This window comes from Nocardia puris (assembly GCF_036051655.1).
GTDB lineage: Bacteria > Actinomycetota > Actinomycetes > Mycobacteriales > Mycobacteriaceae > Nocardia > Nocardia puris.
In genome coordinates, this window is sequence record NZ_CP107943.1 from 699197 (window position 1) to 717030 (window position 17834).

A 17834-nucleotide genomic window follows, 5' to 3' on the forward strand; every position below is an offset into this window, starting at 1 on the left:
GCTATCCGTGACGGCGCCGGTAGGCCGCTGCCGCGCCCGGATGCAGTGGGATAGGGCCGGTGCCGATCAGCGAACGCACGTCCAGGAATTGGGTGCCCGCAGCCTCCGCCGGAACCAAGTCATCCGGGTGCCCGGCCAGCAGATCCACTATGGCCGCGGCGGCGCGGTCCGGCAGCGCCGGTGTGGTGAGCAGCAGATTGGCCACGCCGACCGTATGGACTGCGGCCGCACCGGGATACGCGTCAGCGGGGATGGCGACGCGGTCGTACACCGGTCCGTAGCTCGCGCGCAGCGGCGCGGCCAGCTCGCCTAGATCCAGCAGTCGCATTCGCGCGGGGACCTCCAGCGCACCCGTCGGCACGCCACCCGCCCAGAGCAACGCGTCGATAGAACCCGCCCGTAAGGCGACCGCCGCGTCCGACAGGGAGCGGTGTTCAACCGTGATATCGCGCGCCGGGTCGATCCCCGCCGCGCGCAACAGCCGCTCGCCGGTCAGCGCGGCGCCCGACCCTGCGGCACCGAGATTCACCCGGGCGCCGCGCAATTCGTCGACGGCGCGGATCGGGCCGTCCGCCCGGACCGCGAACTGGAGATAGTTCTCGTAGACTCGGCCCAGCGCGACCGCCGAACCCGGTGCCGAGCGCGCCGAATCCGCCAGCGCCAGAGCGGCATCCGCCAACCCCGCGCCAAGCAGATCCAAGTTCTCCTGCGAGCCCGACGTGGTGAGCGGCTCGATCCGCACCGCGCCGGTAGCCGCCGCCACGTCCGCCAGCAACCGCGCGAACGCGTGGTAGAAACCACCCGCCTCCCCCGACGCCAGACGCACCACGACGGGGTCGCGGTTCCCGCACGCGGCGGCGCTCAGCGCACCGATCGCCGTGAGCGCCAGGAACTCTCGGCGGCGGATTCCGGTCATCGCGGCACCTCCGCCCAAGGCAGGTCCACGACGGTCGCCAACCCGTGCGGTTCGACCGCTCGCACCGTCAGCGCGCCGCCGCGCGATTTCGCCAACGCCGCCGCGATCGGCAAGCCCAGACCGGACCCTCCCGAGGATGCGGTGGAACCGCGGAAGAAGCGTGTGGTGAGCTTGTCGAGTTCCGCCGCGGGCACACCCGGCCCGTCGTCGGCGACCGTGAGGAGGACCCGGTCGTCAGCGAGATCCACCGATACCGAGACGGTGGCGCCGGCTCCGGAGTACCGGGTCGCATTGCTCAGCGGCACATCGAGGATCTGCGCCAGCACGTCGGCTGACACGGCGACCTCGGCTGCCCCCACTGCAGGTTCCGCACGCAACGTCTGCCCCGCCGCCACGAAGGCCGAGTGCCAAGCGTCTATCCGGTCGGCGACCACCTGCACCGCGTCGCAATGGTTTTCGGACGCGTCGGTGGTGAAGGCTTCCGGTGTTTCGGCGACCGCCAGTGAGAGCAACCCGTCCAGCAGGGAGGTCAGGCGATCCACTTCCCCGCTCGCCCGCCGGAACGTATCGGACGCGGCGGGCGGGATGGACGGCTCCAAAGAGTCGAGTCGGATGGTCAGGGCAGCGAGCGGGTTGCGCATGGCATGTGCGGTGTCGGCCACCAATTGCCTTTGCGCTTCGGCCGATTCGGACACCGCGGCCGCCATACTGTCGAAGGATTCCGCGACGGCCCGCATTTCGGGCGGTCCGCCGTAGCGACGGGTGATCGAGGCGGGCGCCGCTGCCGCTCGAGGTTTCGGCAGCGACGCCGTCAGCCCGGCCACGGCGTCGGAGAGCGCGGCGAGCGGACGCAGCACCCACCGGCTCAGCGTGAGCGCGAGCAACGTGAACAGCACCATCGCCGCCGCCGCGCCCAGACCGATGATCACCCAGGCGCGGGTGATGTCGGCGCGCGCCCGTCCCGTCGAGGCCTCGATCACCACCGCGCCGTTGACCTGCACGCCCGTGCCCACCGGCCGCGTCACCAGCATCGTGTCGGCGCTCCACGGCAGCAGCCTGGTCACCGGGTGCGGGCGCTGATTGCGGCGCGCGGCGGCCACGGCCGCAGCCACCTCGGGATCGGCCACGTCGACGCCCGCGTTCACCGCCGACGCCCCTCGCGCGTCCACGACCAGCACGTTCTCCCCGTACAACTCGTGGTAGCGGGTGGCTTCCTCGGCCAGCGCGGTCCCGTCACCCGCCGCTGCGGCCGCGTCGGCCAGGGTCGCGAAACGGTCGGCGTCACCCGACCGGCCGAGCACGAGCTCCTGGGTGCGGCTGGTGGCGTAGGTGAGCGAGAGCGGCACCGCGAACGCGAGCACCGCCAGCGTGGCGAAAACCGTCAGCGCGGCGAGCAGCCTGCGCCGCACGGCACGCCCTCCGCGCTCAACGGCCCCACCGGTATCCGTAGCCGCGGATCGTGGTGATCAGGCCGGGCCGGTTCAGTTTCGCGCGCAGACCCGTCATGTGCACGTCCAGCGAGCGTGACACCGCGACGAACGCGTCGCCCCAGATCCGGTCCATCAGCTGCTGTCTGCTCACCGCTGCCCCCGGCCGTTCCACCAGCGCCTCGACGAGTTCGAATTCCTTCTGCGTCAACGGGATCGGCTTGCCCGCCACCTCCACGACCCGCGCCGCCAGGTCGACGCGCACATCCTCGGTGACCACTTCGCGCGGCGCGGGACGCCGCACCAGCGGCACCCGGCGCATCACCGTGTCCAGGCGCGCGGTGAGTTCGGTGATGCGGGGCGGTTTGACCACGTAGTCGTCGGCCCCGCCACGCAGGCCGCGCACGATGGATCGTTCGTCGTCGCGGGCGGTGAGGATCAGCACCGGCACCTGGCTCACCTCGCGCAACTGCCGCAGCACCTGGAGGCCGTCGATATCGGGCAGCCCGAGGTCGAGCAGCACCGCGTCGTACCCGCGGTGGTCGAGCAGCAGATCACTGCCCCGCCGCTTGCGCTCGGCCGTGTAGCCGCGGACGGTCAGCGCCTCCACCAGCGCATCGCCCACGCCGTCGTCGTCCTCGACCACCGCTACCCGCACGCGCCGATCCTCCCACAACCGCCCGGCCGGACCGCGCGCTCCCGCCCCACGGACCGGCGCCCCGTCGGACCCCGCAGCGCACTCCCCCTGCCCGCGCGATCCCACCGCACGACCGGCTCGCCTCGGGCTCCGGCAACCACATCCGTCGAGGCAGCGGATGCCCTTCGCACAGGCATGCTTCACATGTTCGTTCCTTCCGACTCGAAACCGCCCCGCCCGGACGTCGCGCCGCCACAAACAACTGCCCGATGCGCTCGCGTCCCGCCCGTCGTGGGGGCCGGACGCGAGCGCCAGGGCGCACGGTGCTCAGCGCACCGCGACCGGCTCGCGTTCCGGGCCGGGTTCCGGCACCGCGGACGCGGCCTTGGCGTCGGCGTCGATGGTCGACTCCGCCGAGGTCTCCCGCATGAAGTAGTAGGTGCACAGCGAGATCGCGATGCAGCCCGCGACGTAGAAGAAGTACACCGCCTCCATATCGGCCTTCTTCAGCGCCAGCGCGATCATCTCCGCGGTGCCGCCGAAGATCGCCACGGTCAGCGCGTACGGCAGGCCGACGCCGAGGGCGCGGATCTTCGTCGGGAACAGCTCGGCCTTCACGATCGCGTTGATCGAGGTGTAGCCGGTGATGATGACCAGCGCGAGCAGCATCAGGCCGAAGGCCGCGAACCCGTTGGACGTGTGCGCGAGGACGCTCATGATCGGCACGGTCAGCAGCGTGCCGCTCACGCCGAAGAAGATGAGCAGTTTGCGCCTGCCGATCCGGTCGGACAACCCGCCGGCGAGCGGCTGGATCACCACGAACACCAGCAGCGCCGCGAAGTTGATCCAGGCCACCGTGTCCTTGGAGATGCCGGAGGTATTGATCATGAACTTCTGCATGTAGGTGGTGTAGGTGTAGAACGCGACCGTGCCGCCCAGCGTCAGGCCCACCACGAGCAGGCATTCGCGCGGGTAGCTCAGCAGCACCCGCAGCGATCCGCGCTTGGACTCACCGCTCGCGGCGCCGGTCGCCTCCGCCTCGAACGAGGCCGACTCGTCCATCCCGCGGCGCAGCACCATCACCACCAGCGCGCCGCCCGCGCCGATCAGGAACGGGATGCGCCAACCCCACGAGTACATCTGCTCGGAGGTCAGCACCTGCTGCAATACGATCTGCACACCGAGCGCGGTCAGCTGCCCGGCCACCAGCGTCACGTACTGGAAGCTCGAGTAGAACCCGCGTCGTCCGGCCGAGGCCACCTCGGACAGGTACGTCGCGCTCGTCGCGTACTCGCCGCCGACCGAGAGCCCTTGCAGCAGACGGGCGAGCAGCAGCAGCACCGGTGCCGCGATGCCGATCGTCTGGTAGCCCGGCGTCAGCGCGATGAGCAGCGAACCCGCCGCCATCACCGTCACCGAGAGCGTCAGCGCCGACCGCCGCCCGAAACGGTCGGCGTAGCGCCCCAGCGCCCACCCGCCGAGCGGGCGCATCAGGAACCCGACCGCGAACACCGCCGCCGTCGAGAGCAGCTGCGCCGTCGAATCCCCCTCGGGGAAGAACGTTTTCGCGAAGTACACGCTGAACGCCGCGTAGACGTACCAGTCGTACCACTCGACCAGATTGCCGATCGAGCCGCGCAGCACGTTCGCGACGACGCGTCGTTCCCCCGAGGGTGGTGTCTTGCGCACCGAGGTCGTTGTCACCGGAAATCTCCTCCTCCGGCGCTTCTTCGCGCCGGGTCGGAGACGAGTGTGTCGGCAGTCACAAGGTGGACGGAAGCTCGCGAGGGGTTTCCTAACACTCCCTTAGGAGAGTCGTCGCGGGCTCCGCCCGACTCGGGCTACCCGACCAGATGCGGGGCCAGCGCCCGCAGGGTCTCCAGGTGACCGCCGCCGAGGGCCTGCACCGCGACGTGATCGGCGCCCGCGTCGAGGTGCGCGGCCACCTGCTGGGCCACCCGGCGCGCATCGCCGTGGACGGCGAGCGCGTCCACCAGGCCGTCACTGCCGGGCGTGGCGACGTCGGCGTCGCTGTAGCCGAGCCTGCGCAGGTTGTTCACGTAGTTCGTGAGCCCGAGGTACGGGGTCACCGCCTGCCTGCCGACGGCGCGCGCCCGCTCCGGATCGCTGTCGAGCACGACCTTCTGCTCCGTGGCCAACAGCGTTCCCGCGCCGACGATCTCGCGGGCCTTGCGGCTGTGCTCCGGGGACACGAGGTACGGCAGCGCGCCCGCCGACCGGTCGCGCGCGAGCCTCAGCACCTTCGGCCCGAGCGCGGCCAGTGCCCGGCGCTCACGCGGCACGCCCTGCGCGTCGAGTTCGTCGAGGTAGTCGACGAGCGCGTCGTAGGGCTTGCGATAGACGCCGTCGAACTCGCGATGGCCCGCGCCCACGCCGAGCAGGAACCGTCCCGGATGACCCGCCTCGAGCCGGTGGAACGACTCCGCCACCTCCTTCGCCGGCGACTGCCAGATGTTCACGATGCTGGTGGCCACCGTGAGCGATTCGGTGGCGGCGAGCAGCTCGTCCACCCGCGCCAGATCCGCGGGCGGCGATCCGCCCAGCCACACCGCGCCGTAGCCGGCCTCCTCGTAGGCGCGCGCATCCGCCGCACTCACCTGCGCGTACCCGCGCCACACACCGACCCGTCCGAGCCCGTCGAAAGTCATGTCCCGAACCAACACCCGCACGCGTACGACCTATTCCTCGGCCACCGCCGACGCCGCGAACACGCCGAAAAAGTGTTAGCACTCTCGACCCGAGAGTGCTAACCTCAAAGGTGCACAGCTTCCGGCGCCCGCCGCCGTGGCGAGCGCCGACGCGACGAAACGGAGGTGATCGCTGTGCTGAGGTTCGATCCGTTCCATGACATCGACACCGTCGCCCGCCAGCTGCTCGGTGAGACCACCGGTACCGCTCGCGCCCCGCGATTCATGCCGATGGATCTGTACAAGGCGGGCGACCACTACGTGCTCAATGCCGATCTGCCCGGCGTCGATCCCGGCTCGGTCGACGTGAGCGTGGACAACGGCACGCTCACGCTGCGAGCACAGCGCAGCCTGCCCAGCGAGGACGGCGTCCAGTGGATCGCCTCCGAGCGGTTCGCGGGCACCTACATGCGCCAGCTGTCCCTCGGCGACAATGTCGATGCCGACAAGATCAGCGCCACCTACGACAACGGCGTGCTGTCGGTCATCATCCCGGTCGCCGAGAGGGCCAAGCCGCGCCGCATCGAGATCGCGGGCGGCAGCTCGCCCAAGACCATCGAAGCCGGGCACGGCAGCAGCTGACCGCGAATCGCCCTCCGAGTGCGCCATCGCATCCTCGGCGTGTGCCGCGGCGCCAAAGGTGTTGGCTTCCATGCCATCTGGACCACGGCGCAGCCTGTGTGCCGGGTACCAGATGCCGAGCAATACGCCGAAGGCGTTGGCTACCCGCAACAGCCCCGGCCGGGGACGGTCCGCATCTCCCTGGTCTGGGCGTTGCGGGCGGCAAGGTCGGCGTCGGCCGGGTAGTCGACGCCGATCAAGCTCAATCCGTGTGCGGGCGCCACCGTGACCGCGCTGGAGCGCTCGGTCTCGGCGAGCAGTCCGGCCACCCAGTCCGGTGCGCGCCTGCCCTCCCCCACCGCCAGCACCGCGCCGACCAGACTGCGCACCATCGACCAGCAGAACGCGTCGGCGCTGACGTAGGCGGTAAGCAGATCCCCCTCCCGCACCCAGTCGTAGCGCTGGAGTTCGCGCACGGTGGTCGCGCCTTCCCGGCGGCGGCAGAACGCGGCGAAGTCGTGCAGTCCCAGCAGTTTCGCCGACGCGTCCCGCATCGCGTCCACGTCCACGCCCGGACGGCACGCCACCACACCGCGCGCCGAAAGCGGTAGCGCGCCATAGGGGGCGGTGGTGAGCCGATAGGCGTAGTGGCGGCGGATCGCGGAGAACCTGGCGTCGAACTCCGGCGGCGCGACCCGCGCCGCGGTGATCCGCACGTCCTTCGGCAGGAACCGCGCCATCCGGTGCACCAGCTTGTCGCCGTCGAACTCGGCGCGCGTATCGAAGTGCGCCACTTGACCTTCCGCGTGCACACCGGCGTCGGTGCGTCCCGCGACGGTCAACTGCACCGGCTCGCGATACACCTTGCTCAGCGATTCCTCCAGCACGCCCTGCACGGTCCGCAGGCCGGGCTGGCGCGCCCAGCCGGTGAAATCGGTGCCGTCGTAGGCGATGTCGAGCCGCACCCGCGTGACCGCGCCGTCAGCCGCACCCATCGAATCCTCCACCCTCACCAGGCCCGTCCGCCGAACGCGAACGAGCCCGCCGACCCGGAACGGGTGGCGGGCTCGTTCGAGAACACGACGCGAACGTCAGCTGTCCTTCTTGTCCTCGGCGGCCTCATCGGCCTTGTCCTCGGCGGCAGGCGCCTCGGCGACGACCTCGTCGGCCTTCTCCTCGACGACCTCAGGAGCGGACTCCTCGGACTTCTTGGAGGCGGCCACACGACGGGCGCGATCGGCCTCGTTGGTCACGGTCTTCTCCCGGACCAGCTCGATGATCGCCATCGGCGCGTTGTCACCCTTGCGCGGCAGGGTCTTGGTGATGCGGGTGTAGCCACCCTCCCGACCCTCGAACGCCGGGCCGATCTCCGCGAACAGAGAGTGGACGACGTCCTTGTTGCGGATGACCTTCAGCACCTCGCGGCGGTCGGCCAGGGTGCCGGCCTTCGCCTTGGTGATGAGCTTCTCGGCGTAGGGGCGCACGGCCTTGGCCTTGGCCTCGGTCGTGGTGATCCGACCGTGCTCGAAGAGCGCCGTGGCCAGATTGGCGAAGATCGCCTTCTGGTGCGACGCCGACCCGCCGAAGCGAGCACCCTTCTTGGGCTTGGGCATTGGTTAATTCTCCTTGTGAGAGGCCGGTCGGGGTCCCTACCCCAACGGCCTAGAGCTGTTCGGTCTCGGCGTAGTCCTGCTCGCCGCCGTCGGTGTCACTGAAGGTGCCGCTGTCACTCCACGTGCCGGTGCTCGCGTCGTAGCCGACCACGCTGGACGGGTCGAACGACGCCGGGCTGTCCTTGAGCGAGAGGCCGAGCGCGTGCAGCTTGACCTTGACCTCGTCGATGGACTTCTGGCCGAAGTTGCGGATGTCCAGCAGATCCGATTCGGTGCGGGCCACCAGCTCGCCGACGGTGTGCACACCCTCGCGCTTGAGGCAGTTGTAGGACCGGACGGTGAGGTCCAGGTCCTCGATCGGCAGACCGAACGAGGCGATGTGATCCGCCTCGGCCGGCGAGGGGCCGATCTCGATGCCTTCGGCTTCGACGTTCAGTTCGCGGGCCAGGCCGAACAGTTCGACCAGGGTCTTGCCCGCCGAGGCGAGCGCGTCCCGCGCGCTGATGGAGTTCTTGGTCTCCACGTCGAGGATGAGCCGGTCGAAGTCGGTGCGCTGCTCGACGCGAGTCGCCTCGACCTTGTAGGTGACCTTGAGCACCGGCGAGTAGATCGAATCCACCGGGATCCGGCCGATCTCCGCACCGGACGCCTTGTTCTGCACGGCCGGAACGTACCCGCGACCCCGCTCGACGACGAGCTCGATCTCGAGCTTGCCCTTGTCGTTCAGGGTGGCGATGTGCATGTCCGGGTTGTGCACGATGACGCCGGCGGGCGGCACGATGTCACCGGCGGTGACGGTGCCCGGACCCTGCTTGCGCACGTACATCGTGACCGGCTCGTCCTCCTCCGAGGACACGACCAAGCCCTTGAGGTTCAGGATGATGTCGGTGACATCCTCCTTCACGCCGGGAACGGTGGTGAACTCGTGCAGGACGCCGTCGATGCGGATGCTCGTGACCGCGGCCCCCGGGATCGAGGACAGCAGGGTACGCCGCAGCGAGTTGCCGAGGGTGTAGCCGAAGCCCGGCTCGAGGGGTTCGATGGTGAACTTCGAGCGGTTCTCCGCGACGACCTCTTCGGTCAGCGTCGGACGCTGGGAAATCAGCATGAGGATCATCCTCCTTCTAGGGCGCCCACTATTTGACGCCACGTTTCAGGGGTTGTGTTCCGGCCGGCCCGTGAGACGGCCGGAACACCAGCGGCAACGCTGATTACTTCGAGTAGTACTCGACGATCAGCTGTTCCTGCAGCGGCACATCGATCTGGGCGCGCTCGGGCTCCTGGTGGACCAGGATGCGCAGGCGGCCGGGGATCACCTGGAGCCAGCCGGGGACCGGACGCTCGCCGTAGGTCTCGCGCGCGATCTGGAACGGCAGCGAGCCCGCCGACTTCTCCTTGACATCGATGATGTCGTACTGGCTCACCTTGTAGCTGGGCACGTCGACCTTGACGCCGTTGACCAGGAAGTGGCCGTGGCTGACCAGCTGACGGGCCTGGCGGCGGGTGCGCGCCAGACCGGCGCGGTACACGACATTGTCCAGCCGGGTCTCGAGCAGGCGAAGCAGGTTGTCACCGGTCTTGCCCTTGAGGCGGTTGGCCTCCTCGTAGTACCGGCGGAACTGCTTCTCCATGACGCCGTAGGAGAAGCGGGCCTTCTGCTTCTCCTGCAGCTGGAGCAGGTATTCGCTCTCCTTGATCCGCGCGCGGCCGTGCTGGCCGGGCGGGTAGGGGCGACGCTCGAACGCCTGATCGCCGCCGACGAGGTCGACGCGCAGACGACGCGACTTGCGGGTGATGGGTCCGGTGTAACGGGCCATTTCGCTCTACCTTCCTTTCCCGCTAGACGCGACGCCGCTTGGGCGGACGGCAGCCGTTGTGCGGCTGCGGGGTGACATCGGAGATCGTGCCCACCTCGAGGCCGGCGGCCTGCAGCGAGCGGATCGCGGTCTCGCGGCCGGAGCCGGGACCCTTCACGAACACGTCGACCTTCTTGACGCCGTGCTCCTGCGCCTTGCGGGCGGCGTTCTCGGCGGCGAGCTGCGCGGCGAACGGGGTCGACTTGCGCGAGCCCTTGAAGCCGACGTGGCCCGAGGACGCCCAGGAGATGACGTTGCCGTTCGGATCGGTGATCGACACGATCGTGTTGTTGAACGTGCTCTTGATGTGCGCGTTGCCGTGCGGGACGTTCTTCTTGTCCCTGCGACGCGACTTCTGGGACTTCTTGGGGCCGGAGGCCCTGCTCTTGGGAGGCATCGGTTATCCCTACTTCTTCTTGCCTGCGACGGTGCGCTTCGGGCCCTTGCGGGTGCGCGCGTTGGTCTTGGTGCGCTGGCCACGCACGGGCAGGCCACGGCGGTGGCGCAGACCCTGGTAGCAGCCGATCTCGATCTTGCGGCGAATATCGGCCTGAACCTCACGGCGCAGGTCACCTTCGACCTTGAACTCCGAAGCCTCGATGTAATCGCGCAGCTTCGTCAGGTCGTCGTCGCTGAGGTCCTTGGAGCGCAGGTCCGGGCTGACGCCGGTCGCCTCCAGGATCTCCTTGGAGCGGGTACGGCCGATGCCGAAAATGTAGGTCAGCGCGATCTCCATGCGCTTTTCGCGCGGGAGATCGACGCCCATGAGACGTGCCATGTGGCATGTTCCTTAATCGTTGCGGAGGTCTGCTCCCTGTCCGTTCCCCCGTCTTCACTGGGGCACCGGCCTCCGTACCGGTGGTTGGCCTGCACGCCCCGGGCCGAGGCCCGGATTCCCACAGCGTGCGGCTGGAGCTGGGAGTTCTTCTCTTTGTGTTGCCAAGCCGATCAGGCGATCGGTGCCCGGCGGTGAGCTGAGATCAGCCCTGACGCTGCTTGTGGCGCAGGTTGTCGCAGATCACCATGACCCGGCCGTTGCGGCGGATCACCTTGCACTTCTCGCAGATCTTCTTGACGCTCGGCTGAACCTTCACGTCCGTCCAATCTCGTTGTGGTCCACAGGGGCGTGAACACAGTTTTTCCCCAGCCTTACGACTGGGGAAGCCTATTTATTCTGCCACCACCTGTTCAGGGGGTGACACCCGGGTCCGCGACCCGGTCCAGCGCCGATGCTGGAGAGCGCCATCGGCGGCAAAGCCACGGGCCGAGAGTTGTTCCCGCACCGGCGATCACGGGGCGACCAGCAATTTCAGCCTGCTCCGGCATCCGAGACCAGCCCCGTTTCCGAAGGCCGGGCAACGTCACCGAACTGGACCTGCAATCCCACGCAACCACGGCACGGGGGGTTCGGGGGGCGCAGCCCCGCCGAGCGGGGTGTGGGGGTTGCACCCCCACAAAACACCAAGTGATCCGACCCCGGCGAGCGCGCTCCGCGAGCACACCTCGCCGATTCGGATCACTTGTACCGGTAGACGATCCGGCCGCGGGAGAGGTCGTAGGGCGAGAGCTCGACGACCACTCGGTCCTCGGGAAGGATGCGGATGTAGTGCTGCCGCATCTTTCCGCTGATGTGCGCGAGAACCTTGTGCCCGTTCTCGAGCTCGATCCGGAACATCGCATTGGGTAGCGGCTCGACAACTCGACCCTCGACCTCGATGGCCCCGTCCTTCTTCGCCATATCCTCCGCGATCCCGGTTCGTCGAACGGCTGGCCGCTCGAACCTGGTGTGTTTAAAGCCTGGATGTCTGTTTCGTACGTCCCGGCCGGAATCCGGTCGGTGGCGTGCGGAACAGTCGGCACGTAGGTGTACCGCCGCTCCAGCCTACCGGGGGCCGTACGATCCGGCAAAAACGCCCCGGTCCCGCCAGCGGAAACGGCGGGCTGTCGCCGACCGGGACAATCTCGCGCCACCGACCGGAATGCCCACGTTCTGCCAGCGGAAACGGTCTCGTCGTTCCCCCGCGCGCGGCGGTCGAACGCTCCCGCGCGCACGGTCACGGGCGGTCGCCGCCTGCCCCGCCCCGCCGCGCGCACGTCACGTAAACTGGCCGAGTCCAGGAATCGGTCGAGCGGATCTAGGGGGACGCCGTGAGCGAGCACAGCGAGCGAAGCACGTACGCCGTCCCGTGGTGCGGTCCCGCCGCCGGCCACCGGGGCGTGCACGCGCGCGTCACGGATGTCAACGAAGTCTACGTCAGCGGGGCGCTGCAGTGACCGAACGCGACGAACCGATCGAGGGCATGTCGAGCAGTATCGGGGGCGGGCGGTGAGCCGGAACAACGATCTGCCCATGCTGCCGCCATGGCTGTCCGACAGCGAGGTCACCAGCGGCTACGAGGCCCCGGTCCAGAACCTGCCGCAGGACGATCTGATCGACGAGGCGCCCGACCGCAAGCGCTCCAAGCGCCGGTCGCCGGAGAGCCGCGCCGACGGCGGGCGCAAGGAGAAGAAGCGCAGGCTGTGGTCGGGTCGCGGCAAGGACGACGCCGAGGCCGAGGACCAGCCCGCAGAGCGGGACAGCGGCCAGGGCTGGGATCAGGCGCCGTCCCGTCCGGATGAGCATCCGTCCGGGCCGAACTCGTTCGGCGGGCCGGGCGCGCCGCAGCGTCCCGGCGGATCGCGCTCCGGTGGCGGGTCGTTCGATCCGGGCGCGCAGCCCGGCGTGCCGCCGCGTCCCGAGGGACAGGTGTCGGGCCCGCACGCGGTCCAGCCGCCCGGGGTTCCGCCGCAGCAGTTCCCGGGACCGAACGGTTACCAGGGGCCGGGCCACACCGGGGAAAGTCCCGGTGCGTTCGACCGGGGTGCGCAGTGGCAGCAGCCCGGGGTTCCGCCGCGTCCGCACGCCGGCGACGGCCCGCACGGTGAGGCTGCGGGCGGACTGCCGACCCGCAGGCCGAGCGAGCCGTCCACGGCCTTCCAGCCGCTCGGCCAGCGCCCGCCCGTCTCCCAGCCTCCGGTCGATCCCGCGTTCCCCGATCCGACCGAGGCCACCACCCGCGTCACCCGCCAGCGGCCCGATCTGCCGCCGCCCCCCGCCGAGCGCGGAGCCGCGCCCGAGCGCCTGCCCGCTCCACCGTCGCCACATTCCGGGACGCCACAGAGCCCCGCCGATGGGCGGCCTCCGCACGCGGCGCCGCCCCACGTCGACGCGGCCGCTGAGCGCCCCGGCACGCGCCTGTCGCCCTCCGCCGAGGGGGCCGGGAGCTCCGCCTCGGGCGAGATCCCCGGCGCGGCATCCCCGAGCGCGCAGGCACCGAACGCGGCTGTTTCCCCGCCGCAGCGCGCCGCCGAGGGTGTGAACCCCCTGGCGAGTTCCAGTGCGCCCGGGGCGGCCGAGGTGCCGCCCGCGGCGCGACAGGCGGCTCCTCCCGCGGCACCCCAGGATTCGGCTCCCGCTACCGACCGGCCGTCCTCCGCGGAGACCGGCCGGCCCGGCGACGTCCAGCCGACGCCGTCCGGCGAGAGCTCGTCGGTATCCGCGGCGCGCGAAACCGGCTCGGCGAGTCCACCGGCCGCCGATCCCGACGGCCCGCCGCCGTGGTTGGCCGGTCCGGGGCCCACGGTGCAGTCCCCCGCCACGTCCGAGCGCGCGAGCGATGGACCGCCGCCGTGGTTGGGTGGCGGTGCCGCGCAGCCCGATTCGTCGCTCGATTCCACCGAGGGCGAGGCGCGCCCGTCGGGCGTCCCGCCTCGTCCGCCCGAGCCGCCGACGCAGGGTGGGGCGACCGAGTCCGCGGCATCCGCACCGAATCCCCTTGCGCCGAATGTGGTTCCGCCGATCGACGCCACCCCGGCCGTCTCCGGCGATGCGACGCCCGCCGATGCCGCGCGGCGCGCGCAGCACCGCTCGCCCAGCCCTGCGGACCCGAACCAGGGACGCGGTGCCGCCATCGGTGGATCTCCGCTGCCCAGCGGTGTCACGCCCGCGCAGCCGCCGTCGGCCGCGAGCTCCGCGCCTCCGGGAACGCGCGGCGCCGCAGCGCCGAGTGCGAGTGAAAGTTCTTCTGCCCAGGCACCGGGGCAGACGCCCGTATTCCAGGGGCCACCGCCTGGCGGTGCCTCGGCGCAGCAGCCGGGCGTCCCGGCCGACTCCGGTTCCGGCGGCACGGGATTCGCGACGCCGGGCGGTACCGCGCAACCGCCTTCCGGTGGTCGGCATCGGCTCCCGGGCGAAACCGGTCCTACCGCCCAAGACTTGGCGCAGGGCGGTCCAGCCCCCACTGTCGGGCCGGCCGCAGGCGGTCACCGCGCCCCGGTGAGCGATCAACCCGCTCCCGGCGCGGTGGGTCGCGATCCCGGTGTGTTCACGCAGCCAGGCGCACCCAGCCCGACCGGGCCGCGTCCGCCGGAAGGCAGTGCTCCGGGTGGATTCCCCGCTCCGAGTGGCGCCGAGAATAGCGGTGCCCCAGGTGGATTCGCACCCGCCCAGGGCGTTCACCGCGCACCCGTCAGCGACCAGCCCGCGCCCGGCGAGCTCCACCGCGCCCCAGGGGTGTTCAGCCAAGGCGCACCGGGTCAGGTCGGCCCGGTCGGCGGTCCTGTTCCCGGCGTGGCTCCGTCCGCGCAGGGCGGGCATCGGGCGCCGACGAGTGATCCCGCGCCCGGTGCGGTGCGGCGCGATCCCGGCGTGTTCGAGCAGCCTGGGCAGCAGCCGCCCGCGGGTGGGCCCGCAACGCAGTGGGGCACTGGGGAATACCAGCAGCAGGGTGTGGCGCCCGCCGGTCACGGGCCGGTGCCGCCGCAGGCCGCGCCGTCCTGGAATCGGGGGCAGCACGGGCAGGTGCCCGAGGGCTGGGGCAGGCCGCAGCACCCGCAGCCGCAGCAGATGTCCGGTCCGCCGCCGTCGCTGGACGACGTCCCGATGCGGCGGGCGAAGAAGGCGCCGGGCAGCGGGTGGCGCAAGGCCGTGCACCACGTGTCCGGTGGCGCGATCAACCCCGGCATGTCGGCGGAAGAACGGCGCCTGCAGGAGCTGGTGGCGCGCATCCGGCAGCCGGTCCGCGGCGACTACCGCATCGCGGTGCTCTCGCTGAAGGGCGGCGTCGGCAAGACCACCACCACCATGGGGCTCGGCTCGATCTTCGCCTCCATCCGCGGTGACCGCGTCATCGCCGTCGACGCCAACCCCGACTTCGGCACCCTCTCCCAGCGCGTGCCGCTGCAGACCCGCTCCACGGTGCGCGACCTGCTGCTCGACCCCTCGATCCAGCGCTACTCGGACGTGCGCAGGCACACCTCGCAGGCCACCAGCCGACTGGAAGTGCTTGCCAGCGAACGTGATCCGGCGGCGTCGGAGGCGTTCAACGACGAGGAGTACCGCGCCGTCGCGCGCATTCTGCAGCGCTTCTACAACATCATCCTGACCGACTGTGGTACCGGCCTGATGCACTCGGCCATGGCGGGCGTGCTGGACCTGGCGCACTCGCTGGTGCTGATCTCCTCGGCCGCGATCGACGGCGCGCGCAGCGCCGCGGCCACCCTGGACTGGCTGTCCCTGCACGGCCACGACCACCTGGTGCGCAACGCGGTCGTCGTGATCAACCTCCCGCGCGAGGGTTCACCGAACGTGGGCGTGCAGCAGCTGCGCGAGTACTTCCTCTCCCGCTGCCGCGCGGTCCACATCATCCCCTACGACACCCACCTCTCCGAGGGCGCCGAAATCGACCTGCACCGCCTGAGCAAACAAGCCAAGCGCGCCTACGTCGAACTGGCCGCCACCGTCGCCGACGAATTCGGCGTCGACCACCGCCACTACCACAACTGAGCGGACAACCCCGCAACCCCAAACCCCAACTCACAACACAAGATCCGCACCCAACCGGCCATCCTGGCGAGAACTCCCGACGACCGACCGTTCGCACCGGCGCGCCGAACCCCTCACCACTCCGGGAGGCGCCTCCGGCCCGCGAGGACGTCGCGGATCAGATCGTCATACGCGTCGGCCAATTCGGCGAGGTGGTGCCAGGCGCAGTGGAGGCGTTCGTCGGCTGCGTCGAGGGTCATCAGCGCGTGGTGGGCGCGCACCGAGGATTCCGCGAGGCGGTCGATCACCGCGCCGATCGTTTCGGTGTGCAGGGTGGCGCCGAGGCGGTGCTGCGGGACGCTGCGCGTCACCCAGTCGTCGATGGCCATGACCAATTCGCCACGGCGCCTGTCGTTTTCGAGGATGTGGACGGGGTCGGTGTCGACCGAGCCGCCGCGGCCGATGTGCTTGCGTTCGTGGAGCACGGCCAGGTCACGCGCGAACCACAGCAGCGGGCCGCCGACGACCCGGTGCCCGCGACACGCCCGAACGAGTAGATCCGAAGTGGGGAGTAGCCCCGTTGCCGTGGGCTGCAGCGTCGTATCGACACACCGGGGTGTGTCGGGGACCGCCATCACGACCGTTGATGAATCCGAACCTGCCACGTTGCCTCGCCGTTCATCGCCGCACAACACCGGATCAGGACGTTCATTACAATAAACCTCTGAAGTCGCCTGTCAAGCGTTACCGGGCCGTAGGGAGTCACGAAGAGTACACTTCGTTACCTGCACGACCAACCGAGGAGCAAGATGGCGGACGGTCCGACCTATCACCGGATCGCAGACCTTCTCCGCGAGGAGATCCGCGCGGGGAAATGGCATCCTGGTGATCGGCTTCCCAGCCATTCCGAGCTGGCCGATCGGATGCAGGTCTCGATCACCACCGCCCGCAACGCCATTCAGGTGCTCGTCGCCGAGAACCTCGTCTACACAGCGACTTCCCGCGGGACGATCGTCCGAAACCAGGAAATTCTGGAATCGGTCGTCACCGACCATATTCGTCCCGATCGTCCCAAGTCCGCGCACGACATTTTCGAGGAGATCGCGCGCGACGCGAATCGGGTGCCCACCAAGGAGTTCAGCGCCCGGATGGAGCCGGCGTCGGCCCAGGTGGCGCACTGGCTCGGGGTGCCGGAGAGCTCCTGGGTGCTGGCCCGCACGGTGGTGCAGTACCTGGACAACGAGCCGTGGTCGTGGGAGGTGAGCTTCTACCCGCGCGACCTCGCCGAGGCCACCGGCATCGATTCGCCGCACGACATCCCCGAGGGCACCACCCGCCGTCTCGCCGATCGCGGTCACGCCGAGATCGCGCACCGCGACACCCTGGTCGCGCGCCCGGCGAGCGCCGACGAGGCGCTGGTGCTGGGGGTCGCCACCGGCACGGTCCTGCTCGATCACCTGCGCATCGGTGCCGATCGCGAGCGCGTCACCCGCGCGACGCGGCAGCGGTCCATCGCCGCGCACCACCGTCTGGCCTACGAACTCGGCGACGCGGAGGGCACCGCCGTCATCCGGCGCACCCTCGGCCACCCCATTCCCTTGACATGACAACGGTTTTCCGCCGGGCCGGTCTCGGTGATCTCGGCCTGATCTGCCGCCTGCGCGTGCAACGCACGGCGTGGCTCACGGCGCGCGGTTCCGATCAGTGGACGGTCGCCGGACGCGGGCTGCCCATCGAGATCTTCGCCAGGGCGGTCGGGCGGTCGCTGGACGCGGGCGAGACCTGGATCGCCGAGGTGGACGGCGAAGCGGCGGGCACGATCACCGTCAACGACCGCGCCGATCCCGGCCTGTGGTCCGATCGGGAGCTCGCGCACGCGCTGATCGTGCACTTCATGATCGTCGACCTGCGCTTCGCCGGGCAGCGCCTCGGACACCGGATGCTCGCGCACGCGGGCGAGATCGCGCACCGCGCGGGCCGCGACTGGCTGCGCCTGGACGCCTGGACCACCAATACCGACCTGCACGAGTACTACCGCAGGGCGGGCTTCCGCCTGGTCCGGATCGCGGGCCGGGACGCCACCGGCCCCTCCCGCGCCCTGTTCGAACGCCGCACGGAGAGCTGGGATTTCGGCCGTGTGGTGCCCGCGGGAGGAGCGCAGCCACACGGCGCGCACCCACCCGCGTTCGACACGCCGACCGACACGCTCCCGGCCATCCGGCCGAACTGAGCCGACCGGGCCGAACTCCGCCGCCGGAGGGCAACCACACGGCGCGCACCCAGCCTCGTTCGACCCGCCGACCGGCAAACGCC

18 protein-coding genes are annotated in these 17834 nt (G+C 70.3%); 4 read left to right on the plus strand and 14 right to left on the minus strand.

Annotated features, from left to right (window positions below; genetic code table 11):
• Position 1: 1 nt before the first annotated feature.
• From OHB21_RS03070 to OHB21_RS03090, 5 genes are all read right to left on the minus strand, one after another.
• Positions 2–916 carry a TAXI family TRAP transporter solute-binding subunit gene (locus OHB21_RS03070; protein ID WP_195125513.1) on the minus strand — a complete coding sequence of 305 codons (915 nt, stop codon included), beginning with the start codon at positions 914–916 and terminating at the stop codon, positions 2–4.
• Positions 913–2325, minus strand: coding sequence for a sensor histidine kinase (locus tag OHB21_RS03075; RefSeq protein ID WP_195125514.1), 1413 nt, complete (start codon positions 2323–2325; stop codon positions 913–915). Before OHB21_RS03075 ends, OHB21_RS03070 begins: the two co-directional genes overlap by 4 nt.
• 16 nt (positions 2326–2341) lie before the next feature.
• Entirely contained in the window at positions 2342–3001 is a 660-nt protein-coding gene (locus OHB21_RS03080) for a response regulator transcription factor (RefSeq protein ID WP_067507348.1), read from the minus strand.
• A 306-nt stretch (positions 3002–3307) separates the two neighbouring features.
• On the minus strand, positions 3308–4684 hold the full coding sequence (locus OHB21_RS03085; RefSeq protein WP_232331704.1) for an MFS transporter: 1377 nt from the start codon (positions 4682–4684) through the stop codon (positions 3308–3310).
• A gap of 137 nt (positions 4685–4821) precedes the next feature.
• Positions 4822–5649 (minus strand): LLM class F420-dependent oxidoreductase, encoded by an 828-nt coding sequence (locus OHB21_RS03090; protein ID WP_067507353.1) that lies wholly within the window; start codon positions 5647–5649, stop codon positions 4822–4824.
• A 174-nt stretch (positions 5650–5823) separates the two neighbouring features.
• On the opposite strand from OHB21_RS03090, the gene OHB21_RS03095 reads away from it, so the two are divergent.
• A complete protein-coding gene (locus tag OHB21_RS03095) occupies positions 5824–6270 on the plus strand; it encodes an Hsp20/alpha crystallin family protein (protein WP_067507481.1) in 447 nt (148 codons plus the stop codon).
• Between the two features lie 140 nt (positions 6271–6410).
• On the opposite strand, the gene truA is transcribed toward OHB21_RS03095, so the two are convergent.
• The 8 genes from truA to infA form a co-directional block, all read right to left on the minus strand.
• The gene (gene truA, locus OHB21_RS03100; RefSeq protein WP_067507483.1) at positions 6411–7244 is read right to left on the minus strand and encodes a tRNA pseudouridine(38-40) synthase TruA; all 834 of its coding nucleotides are present in this window, start codon (positions 7242–7244) and stop codon (positions 6411–6413) included.
• 96 nt (positions 7245–7340) lie between these two features.
• Positions 7341–7862: a 50S ribosomal protein L17 gene (rplQ, locus tag OHB21_RS03105; RefSeq protein WP_067507355.1), complete on the minus strand. Its 522-nt coding sequence runs from the start codon at positions 7860–7862 to the stop codon at positions 7341–7343.
• 49 nt (positions 7863–7911) lie between these two features.
• On the minus strand, positions 7912–8970 hold the full coding sequence (locus tag OHB21_RS03110) for a DNA-directed RNA polymerase subunit alpha (RefSeq protein WP_067507486.1): 1059 nt from the start codon (positions 8968–8970) through the stop codon (positions 7912–7914).
• Positions 8971–9073: 103 nt separating this feature from the next.
• Positions 9074–9679 (minus strand): 30S ribosomal protein S4, encoded by a 606-nt coding sequence (gene rpsD, locus OHB21_RS03115; RefSeq protein WP_067507357.1) that lies wholly within the window; start codon positions 9677–9679, stop codon positions 9074–9076.
• Between the two features lie 22 nt (positions 9680–9701).
• On the minus strand, positions 9702–10115 hold the full coding sequence (rpsK, locus tag OHB21_RS03120; RefSeq protein WP_067507360.1) for a 30S ribosomal protein S11: 414 nt from the start codon (positions 10113–10115) through the stop codon (positions 9702–9704).
• Positions 10116–10124: 9 nt separating this feature from the next.
• Complete coding sequence (rpsM, locus tag OHB21_RS03125; protein WP_039795645.1) at positions 10125–10496, minus strand: 30S ribosomal protein S13; 372 nt, start codon at positions 10494–10496, stop codon at positions 10125–10127.
• Between the two features lie 202 nt (positions 10497–10698).
• Positions 10699–10812, minus strand: a complete 114-nt coding sequence (gene rpmJ / locus OHB21_RS03130; protein ID WP_025347279.1) for a 50S ribosomal protein L36 — start codon at positions 10810–10812, stop codon at positions 10699–10701.
• A gap of 422 nt (positions 10813–11234) precedes the next feature.
• On the minus strand, positions 11235–11456 hold the full coding sequence (infA, locus tag OHB21_RS03135; RefSeq protein WP_003418601.1) for a translation initiation factor IF-1: 222 nt from the start codon (positions 11454–11456) through the stop codon (positions 11235–11237).
• A gap of 2622 nt (positions 11457–14078) precedes the next feature.
• Here infA and OHB21_RS37380 point away from each other — a divergent pair.
• Positions 14079–15542, plus strand: a complete 1464-nt coding sequence (locus tag OHB21_RS37380; RefSeq protein WP_407675228.1) for a nucleotide-binding protein — start codon at positions 14079–14081, stop codon at positions 15540–15542.
• A 113-nt stretch (positions 15543–15655) separates the two neighbouring features.
• On the opposite strand, the gene OHB21_RS03145 is transcribed toward OHB21_RS37380, so the two are convergent.
• The gene (locus OHB21_RS03145) at positions 15656–16156 is read right to left on the minus strand and encodes a DUF4254 domain-containing protein (RefSeq protein ID WP_067507364.1); all 501 of its coding nucleotides are present in this window, start codon (positions 16154–16156) and stop codon (positions 15656–15658) included.
• A 174-nt stretch (positions 16157–16330) separates the two neighbouring features.
• Between OHB21_RS03145 and OHB21_RS03150 the strand changes: the two genes are divergently transcribed.
• Both OHB21_RS03150 and OHB21_RS03155 read left to right on the plus strand, forming a co-directional pair.
• Entirely contained in the window at positions 16331–17128 is a 798-nt protein-coding gene (locus OHB21_RS03150) for a GntR family transcriptional regulator (protein WP_067507367.1), read from the plus strand.
• A complete protein-coding gene (locus OHB21_RS03155; protein ID WP_195125516.1) occupies positions 17125–17751 on the plus strand; it encodes a GNAT family N-acetyltransferase in 627 nt (208 codons plus the stop codon). The genes OHB21_RS03150 and OHB21_RS03155 overlap by 4 nt, the downstream gene beginning before the upstream one ends.
• Positions 17752–17834: the final 83 nt, after the last annotated feature.

What these genes read in the sequence shown, in the direction of transcription:
- OHB21_RS03150 (WP_067507367.1), top strand. Translation starts at nt 16,331, where the DNA reads ATGGCGGACGGTCCGACCTATCACCGGATCGCAGACCTTCTCCGCGAG.
- infA (WP_003418601.1), bottom strand. Translation starts at nt 11,456, where the DNA reads ATGGCGAAGAAGGACGGGGCCATCGAGGTCGAGGGTCGAGTTGTCGAG.
- rplQ (WP_067507355.1), bottom strand. Translation starts at nt 7,862, where the DNA reads ATGCCCAAGCCCAAGAAGGGTGCTCGCTTCGGCGGGTCGGCGTCGCAC.
- rpsM (WP_039795645.1), bottom strand. Translation starts at nt 10,496, where the DNA reads ATGGCACGTCTCATGGGCGTCGATCTCCCGCGCGAAAAGCGCATGGAG.
- truA (WP_067507483.1), bottom strand. Translation starts at nt 7,244, where the DNA reads ATGGGTGCGGCTGACGGCGCGGTCACGCGGGTGCGGCTCGACATCGCC.
- rpsD (WP_067507357.1), bottom strand. Translation starts at nt 9,679, where the DNA reads ATGGCCCGTTACACCGGACCCATCACCCGCAAGTCGCGTCGTCTGCGC.
- OHB21_RS03155 (WP_195125516.1), top strand. Translation starts at nt 17,125, where the DNA reads ATGACAACGGTTTTCCGCCGGGCCGGTCTCGGTGATCTCGGCCTGATC.
- OHB21_RS03145 (WP_067507364.1), bottom strand. Translation starts at nt 16,156, where the DNA reads ATGGCGGTCCCCGACACACCCCGGTGTGTCGATACGACGCTGCAGCCC.
- OHB21_RS03090 (WP_067507353.1), bottom strand. Translation starts at nt 5,649, where the DNA reads ATGACTTTCGACGGGCTCGGACGGGTCGGTGTGTGGCGCGGGTACGCG.
- rpsK (WP_067507360.1), bottom strand. Translation starts at nt 10,115, where the DNA reads ATGCCTCCCAAGAGCAGGGCCTCCGGCCCCAAGAAGTCCCAGAAGTCG.
- OHB21_RS03070 (WP_195125513.1), bottom strand. Translation starts at nt 916, where the DNA reads ATGACCGGAATCCGCCGCCGAGAGTTCCTGGCGCTCACGGCGATCGGT.
- OHB21_RS03110 (WP_067507486.1), bottom strand. Translation starts at nt 8,970, where the DNA reads ATGCTGATTTCCCAGCGTCCGACGCTGACCGAAGAGGTCGTCGCGGAG.